Source organism: Halanaerobium saccharolyticum, assembly GCF_003053565.1.
GTDB lineage: Bacteria > Bacillota > Halanaerobiia > Halanaerobiales > Halanaerobiaceae > Halanaerobium > Halanaerobium saccharolyticum_B.
In genome coordinates this window covers 1-19,650 of record NZ_QAXS01000028.1, presented here as the reverse complement: position 1 = coordinate 19,650, position 19,650 = coordinate 1, and the positions used below count along the sequence as shown (strand labels likewise).

Here is a 19,650-nt window from a genome sequence, read left to right as displayed (position 1 = left end):
TCATCCTTAATTAATATTTTAATTTAAGTATTCTGACCAATAATTTCTAAGATAATAATTATCACAGCCCCGGCTGCAAATGCTGCCACTCCACTAATATTAAAGCGAGCTGGAAATACAGCTGCTGAAGAGCCGAGAATTAAACCGGTTAAAACAACCATTATTTCTTTTTGATGTTTCTGCAGCAGATAGGAAAAAAGCCAGGCAAAAACCAATAAACCTGCAGCTACTCCTGCTCCAAAGACAATTAGTATTAAGAGATCCAAATTGTTAATTGCATTTAATACCGGGTGATAGACTCCCATTAAAATTAAAAGTGTACCTCCACTAATTCCCGGCAGAATCATTGCCACACTGCCAAAAAAACCGGCTATAAAAAAGAGCATTAAACCTTCTGCATTCAGGAATCCAAACTGAATTTCTCTGGCGAAAAAGAGAGCAAAAGCAAAGGCTAAAATCATAACTAAAAGTTTTAGAAAACTCAAATGCCCAATTTTTTTATAGGTAGAATGAGCTGAAGTAATTACCAGACCAAAAAGAAAATAATTTACAAGCAGCGGCTGATTTTGATAAAGATCAGTTATCACAGCTGAACCAAATAAAACACCAGCAACTGCTCCCAGGCCAATTACAAAAAGCTTTTTGACTTTAATATCTTTAATCGCATTAATTAAAGTTTCATAAATATTTAAAACCAGGGCCAGTGTACCGCCACTCACCCCAGGCAGAGTATTGGCCAGTCCAACCGGAATTGATTTAAAAAACAAAGCTAAATATGAATTCTTTTTTGACAAATAAATCTTCCTTTCGATTTCTATTTTTATGTAATCCAGTTTCTTTCTCTATTTAATATTATTCAAGATAATTGGTAGCTTTACCTGCCTTAATTTTAAAAAAGAGGTACCGGGTACTTAGAAATTTTTACCATTTAAGCTTTAGCTTTTTGACAGGAGTTAAAAAAATTAGTATTATTAACTCAGGAGGTCAGTAAAATGCGCAAAATTAATTTTGAAAAATATGATAAAAAACGAAAAGAAGCAAAAATAGATATTTTAGAACTTCGAGATCAGCTTTTAAAACAAAGAGCTAACTCCAAACGCAGCCGCAATCAGAATAAGCAATTTTTACTCTATGAACTCGCAAAAAATAGAAAAGAAAAAATGATTGAAAAAACTGGACCTCACAAATATAAATTTAAATAAGTTGATATTTTGACCTTACCAGTCATCTTTTTAGAGAATTTGGAGGATATTATGGACAAACAACTGCTTAAAAATAAGATCCAAAAAATAACCAAATCTAATAAAGATAAATTTTATCAAAATATTGCTCTTGTAGCAGTAATTACTGCAGCTTTAAAGGAAATTGATATTCGACCGATAATTGTTGGAGGTCAGGCAGTAGAGTTCTATACAGCTGGTGGTTACAGCACTATGGATGTTGATCTGGTAACTCCAGCCAGTATTAAAGAAATTGACCCAATTATTAAAGATTTAGGGTTTAAAAAGGAAGGCAAATACTGGACCTATAAGCAGTTTGATTTTGCCCTGGAAATTCCAGGTTCAGACCTTGCTGGTGATTATGATAAAGTAAATGAAATTGAAATTGAAGGTTTAAAAGCCTATATCATAGGTATTGAAGATATAATTATTGACAGACTAAATAGATATAAGTTCTGGAAAGAATATGCCGATCAAGAATGGATTGTAGGTATGATTTATTTGAACTATGAAGATATTGACTGGAATTATCTTTACCAGAAATCAGAGTCGGAAAAAACTTTAGATGAATTAAAAGAATTTAAAAAAATTGTAGATAAAAAGATAAAATAAGCTCAACCACTGGCTCTGCTGCCAGAAGTTGAGCTGTTTTTACGGATTGTTTTTTTGTTTTAAATTCCATTTTTTTACAAGTACCCGGTACCCTATTATCTCGCTATAACTTCAGTCCTGTAACCATCTGGATCTGTAATAAAATAATATCCTGCTGAATCATCACTTAAACTTTTTAAATCTCCAACCTGATAACCGGCCTCTTTGTGGCGCTGATAAGATTTTTCTAAATCATCAACAACTACTGCAATGTGGCTGTAGCCGTTACCAATCGTATATGGTTCTTCTCGATCATAATTATAGGTCAACTCCAGCTCAAAACTCTCATTCTGATCTGTAAGATATACCAGAGTAAATTCCGCCTCCGGAAAATCTTTACGCCTGCTTTCCTTTAAATTTAAAGCATTTTGATAAAAGTCAATTGACTTTTCTAAATCCATAACCCGAATACAGGAATGAACAAAATCATAATTTTGCATTTATTATCACTGCTCCTTCTATAATTTTAATTTCTGCTTTTAATTATAAAGATTTAACAGCTTAATTGCAAACAAAAAAGCTCCCCTAATTAAAAGGGAGCTCAATAAATTATTATCTATTCGTCTTCTTCTAATACATCGCCGTGCTTTTTCTTTAAATATTTGGGAATTAAAGAAATTGCAAATAAAGCCACACCTGCTACTGCCAGATAGGCAATAATTGTTGTTGGACTGCCTCCAGCCGATACTGCTCCACCCGCAAATGAAAAAGCAAAGCATCCAGGCAGCATGAAAACAAAAGTTGCTAAAGCATAAATTGGTAATTTAATTGCTGTCATAGCATAAACATAGTTCTGGGCGTTATAAGGGAAAACTGGTACAAGCCTTGTGAGCATTACAAAACGCCAGCCCTCTTTTTTTACACCTTCATCAATCTTTTTAAGTTTAGGGTTACTTTCAACAAGCCCCTTTACCATATCTCTGGCAACATATTTACCTGCTAAAAATGCTGCTACAGCACCAATTGTTGCACCAAGAGCAGTATAAAAAGTTCCCAGCCAGGGTCCAAATAAGATTCCTCCTACAATTCCTAAGGCTGCGCCCGGTAAGAAAAATACTGCCGAAGCAACCCATAAAAGAATAAATACTACTGGCCCCCAGAAACCAAGCCCATCAATTGCTTCCTTTAATAATTGAGGACTCTGTAAATATTTCATATACCCCAATTGTCTCACTGCAATTACTACAGCTGCAATTACTGCAACAAAAATAATGATTTTCAGCCAGTTACTTTTTTTAGCGGCTGCTGCTTCACTTGCCATAAATTATTCCTCCTTGAATTTTAATTAAATTTTTTCTCTGTGAATATAATAATAATTTCACAAATAGATTACAGTTATAATTATACATTGCTTCTAAGATTTTGTCTTTATATTCACAAGCTAAGTTTTCTAATTATTTTTGTTGACTGCAGACAATCCTTATCAAATCACTTTAATATAAAAGAAAAATTCCCGCCTGCTGAAGCGAGAATTAAATTACTTTGATTTATTAAATTATAATTTTAATCTTTATTTTATTTTTCTTTACTGCCAGGACGGGTAATAGCTACACCTTCCTCACATAATTTGCACTGTCCTGCCTTATATGACTTGATATCGACCGGAAGTAGTGCTTTGAAATCGTAGTTAAATTTGACCTGACCATTACTGCGGTCAACGATTGAGCTTAATCCTACTATTTCTACATCAAGCTGTTCTAAAACTGCCAGTACTTCCTTAACTGAGCCACCAGTTGTCACCACATCTTCTACTACCAGCACCTTTTCTCCCGGCTTTAATTCAAAGCCGCGCCTGATCTTCATCTCACCATTTTTGCGCTCGCTGAAAATTGAGCGAACTCCCAGCTCTTCTGCTACCGCATAGGATAATACTACTCCACCCAGTGCCGGCCCAATGACCACATCTATTTCTTCATCTTCCCACTTAGCTGCAATTTCAGCTGCCAGAGTTGAAGCGTGTTCAGGATACTGCAAAACCTTAGCACACTGCATATAGATATCAGCATGGCGGCCTGAGCTCAGTACAAAATGGCCTTCCTGGATCACATCTGTTTCTACTAATAATTCTCTGATTTCTGCTTTTGTCATTTAATCCACTCCTGATTGTTAAATTTAAAAAAATAATTAAAATTAATGAGCTGCCCCAATAATTGAACTTAGATTTTTAATCTGGTGTCTCAACATATATTCTTTGATCTCTTCGATTATTCTGGGACCGGCGGCTGGATCAATCATATTAACTGTCCCAATTCCCACTGCTGTGGCACCGGCCAGCATAAATTCTATTACATCACTGCCGCTTTGGACTCCACCCAGGCCTAAAATCGGAATCTCCAGTTTTTTATAAGTTTGATAAACCATCTTTACTGCTACCGGTCGCACTGCTGGGCCGGATAAGCCGCCAAAAGTATTAGCTAAAAGCGGCTGCTGTCGCTCAATATCAATTTTCATTGCCGAAAGTGTGTTAATCATAGCCACCGCATCTGCTCCAGCTTCTTCTGCTGCCAGAGCAGTCTTTGTGATATCAGTAATGTTGGGAGTCAGCTTAACTATAATGTAGCCAGAATAAATTTCTCTCACTTTTTTTGTAATCTCAAATACTTTTTCTGGATCCGTTCCAAAAACCATGCCTCCACCCTTAATATTGGGACAGGAAAGATTAACCTCGACTCCTGCTAATTCTGCTCTACCTTCTAATTTCTCCGCCATGTTAATAAAATCCTGCTCACTGTAGCCAGAAATATTGGCTAAAATAGGCAGAGTATAATTTTTAGTCTCCGGCAGTATTTCTTCAATGAAACTTTCTACTCCCGGATTTTCCAGGCCAATGGAGTTAATAATCCCAGCTGAAGTTTCTGCAATTCTAGGAGTCTTATTTCCTGGCTGAGCTTCAACTGTAATTCCTTTAGTTGTAAAAGCTCCCAGCTGATTAATATCATAAAAATCTGCCAGTTCCTTTCCATTTCCACAGGTACCGGAGGCTGTAATTAATGGATTTTTTAAATTTAAATTTTTTTCCTCTGTTTGCTGCTGGGACTTCATTACTACAGATAAGTTCAGTTCAGATTTAGTTAATTTTTGCTTTGTCTCGATTGAGTTTTCAGGCACTGAGTACTACCTCCCCCAGGCCAAATACCGGCCCTTCCACACAGGCTCGTTTATTACTTTCATCTTCAGCCTTTGTTTCACAGCTGCAGGATAAGCAGACACCAATTCCACAGCCCATTCTTTTTTCGACTGAAAGCTGACCGCCAATATTATTTTTAAGAGCTTCTTTTTCCACTGCTGCCAGCATCTTCTCCGGGCCACAGGTATAGACATAATCAGGAATGTTTTTTTCCAGATAATTTAACCAAAGTACCAGAGCAGATCCTTTGATCTCAAGTTTTTCCTCCATTGCTGCCAGATGCAATTCTACGCCCAGCCCTTTAAACTTTTCTGCAAAAAATTCAAGCTCTGCCTGATTTGCTGCCCCCAGATAAACCTTCTGGTTTCTGCTTTTTAATTTTTTAGATAAGTAATATAAAGGAGCAATTCCCATTCCTCCGCCAATCAAGTGCACATTACCTTTGTTTTCATTGAGAGAAAATGGAGTTCCAAGAGGTCCCAGCACATCAAGTTCAGTTTCTGCTTCTAACTCAGATAAAATTTTTGTTCCTTTGCCGACAACTCGATAGATAAATTCCACCTTTTTTTCAGCTGCATCAAAATCAAAGATACTAAAAGGTCTTCTCAAAAGTGGATCATCACTTCCTGGCTGACTTACTTTAATATTAAAAAACTGTCCCGGCTTCGGATTCTGCGGCAGCTGATCATAATTTAAGACCAGCTGAAAAATTCCAGGTCCAACCTCTCGATTAGCAATAATTTTAAACATTTTTGCCTCCTTGGTACCAGGTCCAAAACAACTGTTTTGGACCTGGTTAAAGTAATTTATTTCACAACTTCATTGATTTCATTTTTCATTTTCTCTGCTGCAGCTCTTGCTGCCTTAGCATAGTTATCTGCTCCAAAGTGAGCATATTCATCCTTACGATAGGCAAAATTAATACCGCGGGAAGAGTTAACAACTGCACCTCTGCCATCCTCATCAAAACCAGCTTTAATGTCTGCTGCTCCTCCACCCTGAGCTCCAAAACCAGGGATTAAGAAAAATACTGAATCAAGCTGGGCTCTAATCTCTTTTAATTCTTTAGGATAAGTTGCTCCAACTACTGCTGCCAGATTAGAATACCCACATTCACCAAGATAATCACTGCCCAGTTCCTGCAGAAAATCACCAACTGCCTGATAAACTGTTCTGCCGTCATCGAGCTTAAGATCCTGAAGGTCAACAGCAGATGGATTCGAAGTTCTTAAAAGGGCAAAAGCTCCTCGCTCTTTATTTCTTAAAAATGGTAATATTCCATCACTGCCTAAATAAGGGTTAATTGTTATCGAATCTATCTCTGTTTTTTTATTTTCTAGATAAGCCTCTGCATAAGCTCCTGCTGTAGATCCAATATCATTACGCTTACCATCAAGCAGTACAATTAAATCCTTTGCCTTAGCATAAGCCATTGTCTGCCAGAGAGCTTTCATTCCCGGCACTCCAAGTTTTTCATAAAAGGCCATCTGCGGTTTTACAACTGCTGTCATATCAGCTACTGCATCAATTATATTTTTGTTAAAAGTTAAAACAGCTGCAGCTATTTCTTCCTGATTTGCTTCCAGATCTTCTAATAATTCAGCTGCCAGCACCTTTTCCGGCAGCAGATCCAGATGGGGATCAAGGCCAACACAGATTCTCGAGTCTTTTGCTTCAATTTTTTCCTGTAAATGATCAATAAAGTATTTCATTTTTGCCTCCCCGGTCATCATAAACCATTTTACCACCGACAAAGGTGATTTCATTTTTACCAGTTAATTTCTGGCCGGCAAATGGTGTATTTTTTCCCTTAGATTTAAATTTATTTTTATTAACTGTCCATTCATGCTCAGGATTGAAAATTAATAGATCAGCTCTAGCTCCCTGTTTTAAACCTTCAGATTCTATCTTTAATATTTCCCCCGGCTTGTAATAATACATTCTGAGCAGCTCATTCCAGTTGATGATTTCTGTTTTAATAAAATTATGATATAAAAGTGAAAGCGCTGTTTCCAGGCCGGAAATCCCAAAAGCTGCATAATCGAATTCCCCCAGTTTATCTTCAAAAGTATGGGGAGCATGATCTGTTGCTAGAACATCAATCTCTCCGGCTTTTAAAGCCTCAACCAGCATCTTTTTATCTCTTTCTGAACGCAGTGGAGGGTGAACTTTAGTATCCGGATTGTAATTTTCAACTGCCTTATCAGTCAAAAGCAGGTGGTGAGGGGTTACTTCAAAAGTTACGTTAACTCCTCTGGCCTTGGCTTCTTTAACCAGATTTAAACTGCCTTCTGTACTTAAATGAGCAATATGCAGGTGAATCCCTGTCATCTCAGCCAGAACTATATCCCGGGCCACCATAATTTCTTCTGCTGCTGCCGGAATTCCCTTCAGCCCAAAAATTGTCGAGTGATAACCCTCATGCATTACGCCATCCTGTGATAAATTTTCATCTTCACAGTGGTCAATTACTGGCAGGTCAAAGGCAGATGCATATTCCATTGCTCTCCTCATGATTTCCGAATTCATGACCGGATTGCCGTCATCCGAAAGTGCCTTAACTCCAGTTTTAGCAAGGGTTCCAATCTCAGAAAGCACCTCTCCTTTACTGTCCTGGGTGATGCTGCCGATAGGATAAACTCTAACTGCTGCCTGTTCTGATTTAAGTTTTAGATGCTCAACTACAGCCGGGTTATCAGCAATTGGTTTGGTGTTGGGCATTGCCGCTACCGCAGAAAACCCTCCTGCTGCCGCTGCCTCACAGCCGGTTTTTACAGTTTCCTTTTCTTCAAAACCTGGCTCCCTGAGGTGGGTGTGCATATCGATTAAGGCAGGAATAATAATTTTACCTTCAGCGTCTATCACTTCATAACCCTGATTTTTAATTTCTTCCTCTACCGCAAAAATCTTATTGCCCTCAATTAAGATATCATATTTGCCGTCAAGTCCATTTTTTGAGTCATATACTCTTCCATTTTTAATTAAGGTCTTCATTATCTATCTCCCTCCCGGCCAGTAAGTAAAGCAGGGCCATTCTGATTGCTACACCGTTTTTGACCTGTTCGGTGATTACTGACTGTGAGCTGTCTGCAACTGAACTCTCGATTTCTATACCTCGGTTCATCGGGCCTGGATGCATAATCATCGCTTTTTTCCCTATCCGATCCAGCCGCTCTGCATTCATTCCGTAAATTTCTCTGTATTCTCTAATCGACGGAAAGAGTCCGCTCTCCTGTCTTTCCATCTGGATTCTTAAAATATTAACCACATCTACATTCTCCAGTGCCTGATCAAGGTCAGTATAAACTTTAACGCCCATTTTTTCGATTTCTCTTGGGATTAAAGTCTGGGGTCCAGCTACTGCAACTTCAGCTCCCAGCTTATTTAAGCCCCAGATATTTGAACGAGCCACTCGGCTGTGAGCAATATCTCCTACAATTAAAACTTTCAGTCCTGCAATCTTGCCCAGCTTTTCTTTAATACTGTAGATATCGAGCAGCGCCTGAGTTGGATGAGCATGAGCACCATCACCGGCATTTAAGACACTGGCTGAAATATTCTCTGCCAGAAATTTAGCTGCTCCAGGAGCACTGTGTCTGATTACTACCACATCAGCTCCCATGACCTCCATCGTCTTTGCTGTATCAAGCAGACTTTCACCTTTAGCAATACTGCTTGAAGATTTAGAGATACTCATCACATCTGCACTCAACCTTTTTGCTGCCAGATTAAAAGAAAACTTGGTTCTGGTTGAAGGTTCATAAAAAAGATTGATCACAGTTTTTCCGCGCAGTGTCGGTACTTTTTTAACTGTTCTGGTTAAAATATCTTTCATAGCTACTGCTGTATCGAGAATTTCATTAATCTCTTCTTTGGAGACATCATAAAGACCCAAAAAATCTTTTCTTTTTAAACTCATCTACTTACCTCCTGCCGCTTAATTTAGTTTGCTTCATATCTCAGTTCTGACTTAACTTCCAGTTCTTGATCAAGTTCTTCTACTTCTTCTTTTTCAATTTCAGGTAAGATAAGGTTCATTACTATCCCAACTATTGCTGCCAGTCCCATACCGCCAAATTCGAGGCCGGCAAAGCTTAAGGTAAGATTGGAGATTCCAACTACCAGGGTGACTGAGACAATAACTAAGTTTCTATTTTTAGATAAATCCACATTATTTTCAACTAAGGTTCTGAGTCCGATTGAAGCTATCATCCCAAAAAGCAGGAATACAATTCCACCCATTACCGCTGTTGGGATGGTTCTAATTAGAACTCCAACTTTCTGAACAAAGGAGGTTAAAATTACTATTACTGCAGTCAGCTGAATAATCATTGGATTGTATACTTTGGTCAGCGCGAGGACTCCAACATTTTCTCCATAAGTTGTATTTGGTGGTCCACCAAAAAGTCCTGCTGCCAGAGTTGCTACCCCATCTCCTAAGAGTGTTCTGTGCAGCCCGGGTTCATTGACAAAATCCTTTTTTACAGTTGAGCCGATTGCTACAACATCACCTAAGTGTTCGACCATTGTTACCAGGGCGATTGGAGCTATCAGCGATATCGCTTTTAAGTTACCTTCTACTGCCGGTAGGGCAAACTTTGGAAAAGCAAACCAGGAGGCTTCCATTACCGGTGTGAAATCAACCAGACCCATAAAAGCTGCAAATGCATAACCACCGATGATTCCGAGTAAAATTGGTATTACCTTAACAATTCCTTTGGCAAAGACACTAACTCCGACCGCGATTGCCAGAGTTACAGCTGCAACTAAAAGGTGTTCTGAAGCCATGTCTTTGGCTGTTGGAGCCAGACCAAGTCCGATTGTAATAATTACTGGTCCGACTACTACCGGGGGCAATAATTTGCGGAAAAACCCTGTACCCAGCATTCTAATTACTGCTGACATTGCAATATAAACTAGACCGGCTGTAATGATTCCGAGCATTGCTCCATCTCTACCAAACTGTTCCTGGGCCGCAATTATTGGTGCGATAAAGGCAAATGAAGAACCTAAGTAAGCGGGAACTTTACCCTTTGTAATCAGGTGAAAAATCAGAGTTCCAAGACCTGAGGTGAAAAGCGCAACCGCTGGATTTAATCCTGTCAGTGCGGGCACTAACACTGTAGATCCAAACATGGCAAACATGTGCTGAAGTGCCAGTATAAATAGTCGGTGTTTTGTAATTCCATCTTCTTCTAATTGATTTAAATTTTCTTTACTCTGTTCTAAAATTTTCATTTTATACCTCCTGGGTGTTATAAAATTATTGAAAAACTTTTGTCCAATTCCCTCTTTGACTTAACCTGCTTTGACAAAAAACTTAAAACATAAAAAAACTCCCTACCAGTTTAAGCCTGATAAGGAGTTGAAATCTTTTAGTAGCTGCTGGACTGAGCTGGCTGTTTTTATTCTGCCTTTTAACCCAGACACAGTAATAGCATCTATTCCTTACCGGCCTCTCTGGACCAATTTAAAGGATACAATATTAAATTATTTTTATTCTAACTTTTTTCCAGCAGTAAAACTGCATCTTTTTCATCAATTTCTTTAAAGTTAACATCTACAACTTCATCTTTAGAAGTCGGTAGATTTTTACCAACAAAATCTGCTCTTATCGGCAGCTCACGGTGGCCGCGGTCAATCATTATTGCCAGCTGAATCTGCAGCGGTCTTCCCAGATCAATTAAGGCATCAAGGGCTGCTCTGACTGTTCTACCTGTGTAAAGCACATCGTCAACCAGTACAACCTTTTTCCCGGTGATATCAAAGGGAATTTCTGTCCGGTGGACGATTGGCTGCTGGGCAACAGTTGAAAGGTCATCACGATAAAGCGTGATATCTAAAATACCTGTTGGTAGCTTAACACCTTCAATTTCTTCAATCTTTGCTGCCAGTCTTTCAGCAAGTGGTACACCTCTGGTTCTGATTCCAATTAAAACCAGATCCTCAGTACCCTTATTTTTTTCTAAAATCTCATGAGCAATTCTAGTAATAGCTCTGCCCATAGCAGCTGAATCAATCAGCTCTTTTTTGACTATCATCTCTGACTTATCCAAAAAAATTACCTCCTTTGTGGGGAGAATATTTTCTAGCGGCAAAAAAATAACCTTCTCACGGCATAGTAAGAAGGTTGCTAAAATTTATATTTTCCCTTACTAGCCTCTCTGGACTAATTTAAAGAATCATTATCTTATTTGAATTAATCTTATCAGAATCAAGATTTTAAGTCAAGGGTTAATTTTTGAACCAGGTCCAAAAAAGCTTTTTTGGACCTGGTTATAGTGAATGAAAGCACAATATGATTTACTTTTGATAATCCTGCAGAGCTTTATACTCTATTCTTTCACCATGCTCAATCTCTTTTAAGACCTTAAGCATCGCCTGAGTTGTATCCAGTGAGGTCAGACAGGGTATCCCCATCTCTACAGCAGATCTTCTGATTTTAAAGCCATCTCTTTCCGGAACCTTACCCTTGGTCAGAGTATTGATTACTAGATCAATCTGGTCATCAGAAATCAGCTCCAAAGAATCAGGTGAGCCTTCTCCTAATTTCTTAACTATATCTACCTTAAGACCTTTTTTCTTTAAAGCAGCAGCTGTTCCCTCAGTTGCAGCAATCTGAAAGCCGAGCTCTGCAAAATCTTTAATATAATCTATTGCCTCAGCTTTATCCTTATCTGCTATTGTTGCCAGAATTGTACCCTCTCTTGGAATTTCCAGGCCGGCTCCGATTAATCCTTTATATAGTGCTTTTTCGTAAGTTTCAGCAAGTCCCAGCACTTCTCCAGTTGACTTCATTTCTGGCCCCAGATTGGTATCAACCTGAGTTAATTTAGAAAAGGAAAAGACAGGAACCTTAACTGCCACATGCTCCTTTTCGGGTACCATTCCGCTTTCCCAACCTAAGTCCTTTAGTTTCCTGCCAAGCAAGGCTTTAGTTGCCAGATCAACCATCGGCACTCCTGTTACCTTGCTGAGATAAGGAATTGTCCGGCTGGAGCGGGGATTAACCTCAATCACATAGATTTCTCCATCACTGACTACATACTGAATATTGACAACTCCCTTAACATTTAAAGCCCGAGAAATTTTTTCTGTATATTCTACAGCTTTTTCTTTTAACTCTTCTGAGAGACGGTGTGGTGGATAAACTGCTATACTATCACCAGAGTGAACCCCTGCTCTTTCTACATGTTCCATGATCCCAGGCACAATTACTGTTTCTCCATCAGAAATTGCATCAATCTCAATTTCTGTTCCGGTTAAATATTTATCTACCAGCACTGGTCTGTCAGGTGATACTTTAACAGCATTCTGCATATATTCTTCTAATTCCTTCTTCTCATAAACAACCTCCATTGCTCGACCTCCAAGCACATAAGAAGGTCTTACCAGCACTGGATAACCAATTTCTGCCGCGATTTTTTCTGCTTCTTGAAGTGAAGCCGCAACTTCACCCTGAGGCGCTGGAATATCGAGCTCATTTAAAAGACCAATGAATCTATCTCTGTCTTCTGCCAGGTCAATCGAATCAACTGAGGTTCCAAGTATCTCAACACCTGCTTCAGCCAGTGGTTCAGCCAAATTAACAGCTGTCTGACCCCCAAACTGACAGATCACTCCTTCTGGTTTTTCATTCTCAATAATGTGCATAATATCCTCTTTGGTCAGAGGCTCAAAATATAATCTGTCTGAAGTATCAAAGTCCGTACTTACAGTTTCCGGATTATTGTTAACTATAATTGATTCATAACCCTCTTCATTTAAAGTCCAGGCCGAATGTACACTGCAGTAATCAAATTCTATTCCCTGTCCAATTCTAATTGGCCCGGATCCGATAACCATTACTTTCTTCTTATCAGTTGGCTGAGCTTCATTAACCTTTTCATAGGAAGAATAATAATAAGGTGTTTCTGCCTCAAATTCTGCCGCACAGGTATCAACCATTTTAAAGACCGGCTTTAACTGCAGCTGATCTCTAAGATTTTTTATTTCCTCTTCAGTCTTTTCAGTTAAAAGCGCAATCTCAGAATCTGAAAATCCTTTTTCTTTAGCTTTAAGCAGCAGTTCCTGATTTTTATTCAGCTCATCTTTACTGGCAGCAAGAGAGTTTTCTAAATCTATGATATTTTTCATCTTATACAGGAAGAAGGTGCTGATCTCAGTTATCTGATGGACTTCCTCAACTGTAAAACCCCGGCGCAGTGCTTCTGCTATTACAAAAAGCCGGTTATCATCTGCTTCATATAAAAAGTCTTTGATTTCCTGATCACTCAGTTTTCTAAATTCCTCCAGATAAAATCCGTAGCGGCCGATCTCAAGTGAGCGCACAGCCTTAAGCATTGAGGCTTCCAGATTCCGTTCAATAGCCATTACCTCTCCTGTGGCTTTCATCTGAGTACCCAGATCACGATCAGCATAATGAAACTTATCAAAGGGCCAGCGTGGAATTTTAAAGACCACATAATCTAAAGCTGGTTCAAAACAGGCTGTTGTTTTTCCTGTAATTGCATTATCTATCTCATCCAGGCTGTAGCCTAAAGCAATCCTTGCTGAAACTTTGGCAATTGGATATCCGGTTGCCTTGGAAGCAAGAGCACTGGAGCGACTGACTCTGGGATTTACTTCAATAATATAATACTGAAAGCTCTCTGGATCGAGGGCATACTGAACATTACAGCCACCTTCAATTCCTAAGGCTCTAATTATTTTTAAGGCCGAGCTTCTAAACATCTGATATTCTTTATCTGTTAGAGTCTGGCTGGGAGCAATAACTATACTGTCCCCGGTATGAACACCAACCGGGTCAAAATTTTCCATGTTGCAGACCACTATGCAGTTATCATTTTTATCCCGCATTACCTCGTATTCTATTTCTTTCCAGCCCTTAATACTCTTTTCAATTAAAACCTGTCCTATCAGGCTGTGTTTAAATCCGCGGGCTGTAATTTCTTTTAACTCTTCTAAGTTATCAGCAACTCCACCACCGGTTCCTCCCATTGTATAAGCCGGACGTACAATAACTGGATAGCCAATATCAGCAGCAATTTCAGCTGCCTGCTCTATATTTTTCGCAATTTTGCTGTCTAAAATTGGCTCACCAATCTCATTCATTAACTCTTTAAAAGTATTTCTATCTTCTGCCTTCTCGATTGTCTCAATTGGAGTTCCTAAAAGTTCCACATTCAAATCTTCTAAAATATTTGTTTCTGCCAGGTCAATGGCAAGATTAAGGGCAATTTGTCCTCCCAAGGTCGGAATTAATCCATCCGGGTTTTCTTTTTTCAAAATCTCTATTATACTATCAACAGTTAGAGGCTCAATATAGACCCGATCGGCCATATTTTCATCTGTCATAATTGTAGCTGGGTTGCTGTTGACTAAAACAACTTCTAGACCCTCTTCTTTAAGAGCCCTGCAGGCCTGACTCCCGGAATAATCAAACTCAGCTGCCTGCCCAATAATAATCGGTCCTGAACCAATAACCATTACTTTATTAATATCTTCTCTTTTCGGCATCTTATCCTCCTTAGATTTTTGAAAGTTAATTGGAAATATTTTCTAAGTACCCGGTACCATCAGCGCATCAGTTCAACAAATTGATCAAATAAATAGTGAGAGTCTTCTGGTCCAGGGGAAGCTTCTGGATGATACTGAACAGAAAAAGCTGGATATTTCTGATGTCTAAAGCCTTCAACTGTCTTATCATTCACATTAATATGAGTTAACTCCAGGTCCAGCTCAGCCAGCGATTCTTCTTTAATGGCAAAACCGTGATTTTGTGAAGTAATATAAACTCGATTTGTACTCAGGTCTTTAACCGGATGGTTGGCACCTCGATGGCCAAATTTTAACTTATAGGTTTCTGCACCACAGGCCCTGCCCAAAAGCTGATGTCCGAGGCAGATTCCAAAGATTGGAACTTCTCCTAATAGTTCAGCAATAGTTTCTGCTACATAGTCGGCATCTTCCGGGTCACCAGGGCCATTTGAAACCATTACACCATCAGGACTATAATCTAATATTTTCTTAACTGAAGTGCTGGCCGGTACCATGATTACCTCACAATTCCTCGCAAGCAGTGAATTTTTAATATTATCTTTGGCTCCACAGTCAACTAAAACTACTCGATACTTATTCCCTGCCCCATATTTTTCGACTTCTTTGCGGCTGACCTGAGATACTAAATCTCTACCGGAAAGACCGGGTGCCTTTTTTGCTTTCTCTATCAATTCTTTATCATTTGAATTCTCAGTAGTTATAATACCGCGCATTGTTCCCTCTTGCCGCAAAATTTTAGTCAGGGCTCTAGTATCTATACCGCTAATTGCTGTAATTCCATTTTCTTTTAAATATCTTTCCAGTTTCTTCTTTAAACGCCAGTTTTCTGGTTCTTCAGCAAACTCTTTAACGATAAATCCATTGACATGAGATTTAAATGACTCAAAGTCATCTTCATTAATGCCATAATTTCCTATTAAAGGATAGGTCATACAGACAATTTCTCCCTTATAAGAGGGATCAGTAAGAATCTCCTGGTAACCAGTCATGCTGGTATTGAAAACTATTTCGCCTGCACTTTCTTTTTCCGCACCAAAAAGTTCACCTGTAAAAATACTCCCTTCTTCTAGAACAAGTTTTGCTTTTTTCATTTAACTACCTCCACTTTTTGTTTGCTAAAAACATTAGCTTAATTCCAACAGTATAATTTACTACTTTACTACTTTAAGTTGTTTTTTAAGTAATTTACTAAAGTTTATTGATAAAAATAAAACCTTCTCCCCAGAAAGTATGGTTTGAAGGTTAAAATTGACATAGTAAGGCTAAATTTCTGGAGTCATCCCAGAATTTCTCAACTTACATTTCTACCTTTGCCAGCCTCTCTGGACTGATTTAAAAGGATAAGCTATTTTGTTATTATTGTGATTTAGTTTAACATTAAATTTAAAAACTGTCAACAAATATCCATGGATACATTAAATTTTCCTGGCCTTATATTTAGTATGCAGCAGCCTATGAGCTTTTTCACTGCCTGGCTTTTCTAAATAATTGTCGTAAAGCTTTTTAATATAGGGATTTTCATGAGATTTGCGCAGCTTTTTCTCCTTATCTATTTTATAAATTGCCTGCTGTCTCTTTTCTAATACATTATCAGCACAGGAAATTGGCTGACCTCCTCCACCCATACAGCCACCAGGACAGGCCATAAATTCTACAAAATCAAATTCTTCTCCCTCTTTAATCATTTCCATTACTCTGCGGGCATTACCAAGACCATGAGCAACTGCGGCTTTTAATTTCAGTTCTCCAATCTCTACTTCAGCTTTTTTTATTCCTTCTAAACCCCTTACAATATCAAAATCTATATTTTCTAATTCCTGGCCTGTAATTAATTCAGTTGCTGTTCTAAGAGCAGCCTCCATAACTCCACCTGTAGTACCGAAAATATCTGCTGCCCCGGAGGAAACTCCCAGCAGTTCATCATACTCACTATCTTCCAGGTTAAGAAAATCAATTCCAGCTGATTTGATCATTGAAGCCAGTTCTCTGGTAGTCAAAACATAATCCACATCTCCAGCCATCTCATCTCTTTTAGCTTCAAATTTTTTGGCTGTACAGGGCATTACTGAAACAACAACAATATCTTCCGGATCTATGCCAGCCTCTTCAGCATAATAAGTTTTTGCTAAGGCTCCAAACATCTGCTGCGGTGATTTAGCAGATGAAAGATTATCTAAATATTCAGGGTAGAAATGCTCGATAAATTTAATCCACCCCGGACTGCAGGAGGTAAACAAAGGCAGTTTACCACCACTATTTATTCTTTCAATTAACTCTGTTCCCTCCTCCATAATAGTTAAATCAGCAGTAAAATTAGTATCGAAAACTGCATCAAAACCTAGTCTTTTCAAAGCTGTGACCAGCTGGCCGGTAGAAATATCTCCCGCCTGATTGGAAAAAGGTTCCGAAATTGCTACCCTAACTGCTGGAGCTGTCTGTACCACTACATGTTTTGTCTGATCACTTAGAATGTCTAAAACAATATCTTTCTGATAAAGCTCATGTAAGGCACCTGTAGGACAGGAAAGTATACACTGACCACAGTTAGTACATTCTACATTACCCATTCCTCTATTTTTAAAAGTTGTAACAACTGTTTCCGGGCCCCTATTTGCTGTAGTGAAAATTCCTATTCCCTGAACTTCTTCACATTTTCTTATACAGCGGTTACAGCTGATACATTTTTCAGGTTCTCTAATAATTGAATAGCTAGAATTATCAATACCTTCTCCTCTTTTAATTGGATCCAGCCTCATCTTAGATACTCCAATATCTTCAGCAATATTTTTTAGTTCACAATTATTGGCCCGACTGCAGGTTAAACAATTAAGCTGACAGTCAATATTATGAGTCGCAATTATTAATTCAAATAAATTTTTTCTCAAGTTCCTTACTTTTTTAGAATGAGTCTTAATTTCCATACCAGCCTGAATATCAGTTGCACAGGCAGGCTTAAACAGCTCTTCTCCCTCAATCTCAACTACACATAATCTGCAGCCACCATAAATTGAAAGCCCTTCTTCATAACAGAGGGTTGGTATATTTATCTTAGCTTTCTTTGCTGCATCTAAAATACTCATCTTTTCTTTTAGCTCCATCTCAATTCCATCAATTACTGCCTTAAGCATAAATCTTACCTCCAATCTTTAACTCTTGTCCATAGTTTTCGATAACTGAGCTAATAAAGTTAAGTGAGGACTGACCCAAGCCACAGCGGGCTGCCAGCCTGATTGTATTACCAATATCGGAAATCAATTCGGCATCGATTTTCTGCCCACTATTTTTAAATTCTTTTAATATTTTATTGATCTGCCTATTCCCTTCACGACAGGGAAAACAGGTACCACAGGTTTCATCCATATAAAATCTAGACACATTTAACATCAAATCTAAGAGATCATGTTTTTTACTGACTGCAATTACTGCACCTGAGCCAAGACTGCTCCCCCTCTTTTCAAAAGCCTGATAACTATAGGGAAAGTCTAAATCTTTTGCTGTAATTAGGGCGGTTGAAATCCCACCAGGTATAACAAACTTTAAATTTTCTCCCGCTTTAATACCTCCGGCTAAATCATAAATAATTTCCTGGAGAGTAATTTTCCCAAATTCAACCTCATACAAACCAGGTTTATTTAGATCTCCACTTAAACACAGCAGTTTTGTGCCGCGGCTGCCTTCAATTCCTAGATTTGCAAATTCTTCAGAATCAGGATTTAAGACTTCTGCAGCACAGCATAAACTTTCTACATTATTGACAACTGTTGGCTGACTAAACAGGCCTTCCTGAATTGGATAAGGCGGTTTGATCCGGGAGCGTCCTCTTTTTCCCTCAATAGAATTCAATAATGAAGTTTCATCACCACATACATAGGCCCCAGCTCCCCTGACCAGCTTTATCTCTAATTTGAAATTACTATCAAATATCTTACTATCTAAAATTTTGTTTTTCCTGGCAGCTGCAATTATTTCAGTAAAGACTTCAATTGCTCTTGTATATTCACCCCGGATATAGATATAGGCCTTATCTGCACCGATAGCAAAAGCTGCAAGCATAATTCCTTCTAAAACTTTAAGCGGTCTCTCTTCTAATAAATATCTATCTTTAAAAGTACCCGGCTCACCCTCATCTGCATTACAGACAAGAAATTTTTCTTCTCCTTCAACCTCAGAAGCCAACTGCCATTTGAGTCCTGTCGGAAAAGCTGCACCACCCCGGCCCTTAAGTTCAGAATCTTTGATTTTTTGAATAGTCTCTTTCCGTCCCATTCGAAGAGCATTTTTTATTGATTTAAAATCATAATCCAGGATATTGAGTAATTTATCTCCTTTAAGATATAATTTTTCAGAAACCATAATCTCTCTCCTTTCAGAGATGCTTATTTTGAACACTTATCCAAACAAAATATTTAAATTAGATACAGCCACCTAAAATTTCAAGAGCCTTATTTCCATCTATTTTTGTGTAAATTTTATTATTCACCATCATTACAGGTCCTTCTCCACAGTGGCCCAGGCATTCAACGACTTCAAGTGTAAACTTTTTATCTTTTGTGGTCTGATGACTTTCCAAATTTAGATATGATTTTACTGCTTTCAAAACAGATTCTGACTGATTAAGATGGCAGGATATGCTGTCACAAATTCTAATTATATATTTTCCCGTTGGTTCAGTATAAAACATTGAGTAAAATGAAATAACACCATAGATATTTGCTCTCGGCAGCTGATACTTTTCTGCCAGTTCTTTAATTTCAGTTTCTGGAATATAACCATAGGTACTCTGAACTTCGTGTAACTTTTCTAATAAACTGTCCTGATAAAATAATGATCTGGCTTTAGACACAGGAAACCAACTCCTTTTGTGATAATTTTAACTAATTTGGCTATATTTTTGTGAATTTTCAGTCTTTTGAGGGCGAGAAAACCTTATATTTATCCTAAGTTAATAATATCACACCTCGACTATTTTAATCAAATGTTAATAACTAGAGTAAATGAGTAAATTGCGAAGCAAATGAGGCTTTTAATAACAGTAAGTACAGAGGATGATGATTTTTCTTTACCCCAAAAACATGGTATATAAGGGTCTTA

18 protein-coding genes are annotated in these 19,650 nt (G+C 38.2%); 2 read left to right on the top strand and 16 right to left on the bottom strand.

Features of this window, described 5'->3' with window-relative positions:
• Window positions 1-23: 23 nt before the first annotated feature.
• Complete coding sequence (locus C8C76_RS10730; protein WP_108141507.1) at window positions 24-794, bottom strand: DUF368 domain-containing protein; 771 nt, start codon at window positions 792-794, stop codon at window positions 24-26.
• Window positions 795-992: 198 nt separating this feature from the next.
• On the opposite strand from C8C76_RS10730, the gene C8C76_RS10725 reads away from it, so the two are divergent.
• Window positions 993-1,202 (top strand): hypothetical protein, encoded by a 210-nt coding sequence (locus tag C8C76_RS10725; RefSeq protein WP_108141505.1) that lies wholly within the window; start codon window positions 993-995, stop codon window positions 1,200-1,202.
• Between the two features lie 51 nt (window positions 1,203-1,253).
• Window positions 1,254-1,832, top strand: a complete 579-nt coding sequence (locus C8C76_RS10720) for a DUF6036 family nucleotidyltransferase (RefSeq protein ID WP_108141503.1) — start codon at window positions 1,254-1,256, stop codon at window positions 1,830-1,832.
• Window positions 1,833-1,927: 95 nt separating this feature from the next.
• Here the strand turns inward: C8C76_RS10720 and gloA are convergent, their stop codons facing one another.
• The 15 genes from gloA to nuoE all read right to left on the bottom strand — a co-directional run bounded on the left by gloA (window position 1,928) and on the right by nuoE (window position 19,402).
• A complete protein-coding gene (gene gloA / locus C8C76_RS10715; RefSeq protein WP_108141501.1) occupies window positions 1,928-2,311 on the bottom strand; it encodes a lactoylglutathione lyase in 384 nt (127 codons plus the stop codon).
• A 116-nt stretch (window positions 2,312-2,427) separates the two neighbouring features.
• Window positions 2,428-3,132 (bottom strand): TVP38/TMEM64 family protein, encoded by a 705-nt coding sequence (locus C8C76_RS10710; RefSeq protein ID WP_108141499.1) that lies wholly within the window; start codon window positions 3,130-3,132, stop codon window positions 2,428-2,430.
• 254 nt (window positions 3,133-3,386) lie between these two features.
• Entirely contained in the window at window positions 3,387-3,959 is a 573-nt protein-coding gene (gene pyrE, locus C8C76_RS10705) for an orotate phosphoribosyltransferase (protein ID WP_108141497.1), read from the bottom strand.
• Window positions 3,960-4,001: 42 nt separating this feature from the next.
• The gene (locus C8C76_RS10700) at window positions 4,002-4,913 is read right to left on the bottom strand and encodes a dihydroorotate dehydrogenase (RefSeq protein ID WP_108141535.1); all 912 of its coding nucleotides are present in this window, start codon (window positions 4,911-4,913) and stop codon (window positions 4,002-4,004) included.
• Window positions 4,914-4,971: 58 nt separating this feature from the next.
• Entirely contained in the window at window positions 4,972-5,748 is a 777-nt protein-coding gene (locus C8C76_RS10695; protein WP_108141495.1) for a dihydroorotate dehydrogenase electron transfer subunit, read from the bottom strand.
• 56 nt (window positions 5,749-5,804) lie between these two features.
• Window positions 5,805-6,710: an orotidine-5'-phosphate decarboxylase gene (pyrF, locus tag C8C76_RS10690; RefSeq protein ID WP_108141494.1), complete on the bottom strand. Its 906-nt coding sequence runs from the start codon at window positions 6,708-6,710 to the stop codon at window positions 5,805-5,807.
• Complete coding sequence (locus C8C76_RS10685; protein ID WP_108141492.1) at window positions 6,694-7,992, bottom strand: dihydroorotase; 1,299 nt, start codon at window positions 7,990-7,992, stop codon at window positions 6,694-6,696. The genes pyrF and C8C76_RS10685 overlap by 17 nt, the downstream gene beginning before the upstream one ends.
• Window positions 7,976-8,917 (bottom strand): aspartate carbamoyltransferase catalytic subunit, encoded by a 942-nt coding sequence (locus tag C8C76_RS10680; RefSeq protein ID WP_108141490.1) that lies wholly within the window; start codon window positions 8,915-8,917, stop codon window positions 7,976-7,978. The genes C8C76_RS10685 and C8C76_RS10680 overlap by 17 nt, the downstream gene beginning before the upstream one ends.
• 23 nt (window positions 8,918-8,940) lie before the next feature.
• Entirely contained in the window at window positions 8,941-10,236 is a 1,296-nt protein-coding gene (locus tag C8C76_RS10675) for a uracil-xanthine permease family protein (RefSeq protein ID WP_108141488.1), read from the bottom strand.
• A 263-nt stretch (window positions 10,237-10,499) separates the two neighbouring features.
• Window positions 10,500-11,039 carry a bifunctional pyr operon transcriptional regulator/uracil phosphoribosyltransferase PyrR gene (gene pyrR, locus C8C76_RS10670; RefSeq protein WP_108141533.1) on the bottom strand — a complete coding sequence of 180 codons (540 nt, stop codon included), beginning with the start codon at window positions 11,037-11,039 and terminating at the stop codon, window positions 10,500-10,502.
• 262 nt (window positions 11,040-11,301) lie between these two features.
• Window positions 11,302-14,517 carry a carbamoyl-phosphate synthase large subunit gene (gene carB, locus C8C76_RS10665; protein WP_089720632.1) on the bottom strand — a complete coding sequence of 1,072 codons (3,216 nt, stop codon included), beginning with the start codon at window positions 14,515-14,517 and terminating at the stop codon, window positions 11,302-11,304.
• A gap of 59 nt (window positions 14,518-14,576) precedes the next feature.
• On the bottom strand, window positions 14,577-15,650 hold the full coding sequence (gene carA / locus C8C76_RS10660; RefSeq protein WP_108141486.1) for a glutamine-hydrolyzing carbamoyl-phosphate synthase small subunit: 1,074 nt from the start codon (window positions 15,648-15,650) through the stop codon (window positions 14,577-14,579).
• A gap of 324 nt (window positions 15,651-15,974) precedes the next feature.
• Window positions 15,975-17,687 carry an NADH-dependent [FeFe] hydrogenase, group A6 gene (locus tag C8C76_RS10655; protein WP_108141484.1) on the bottom strand — a complete coding sequence of 571 codons (1,713 nt, stop codon included), beginning with the start codon at window positions 17,685-17,687 and terminating at the stop codon, window positions 15,975-15,977.
• Complete coding sequence (locus C8C76_RS10650; protein ID WP_108141482.1) at window positions 17,680-18,912, bottom strand: complex I 51 kDa subunit family protein; 1,233 nt, start codon at window positions 18,910-18,912, stop codon at window positions 17,680-17,682. The genes C8C76_RS10655 and C8C76_RS10650 overlap by 8 nt, the downstream gene beginning before the upstream one ends.
• 58 nt (window positions 18,913-18,970) lie before the next feature.
• A complete protein-coding gene (nuoE, locus tag C8C76_RS10645; RefSeq protein ID WP_108141480.1) occupies window positions 18,971-19,402 on the bottom strand; it encodes an NADH-quinone oxidoreductase subunit NuoE in 432 nt (143 codons plus the stop codon).
• Window positions 19,403-19,650 lie beyond the last annotated feature (248 nt).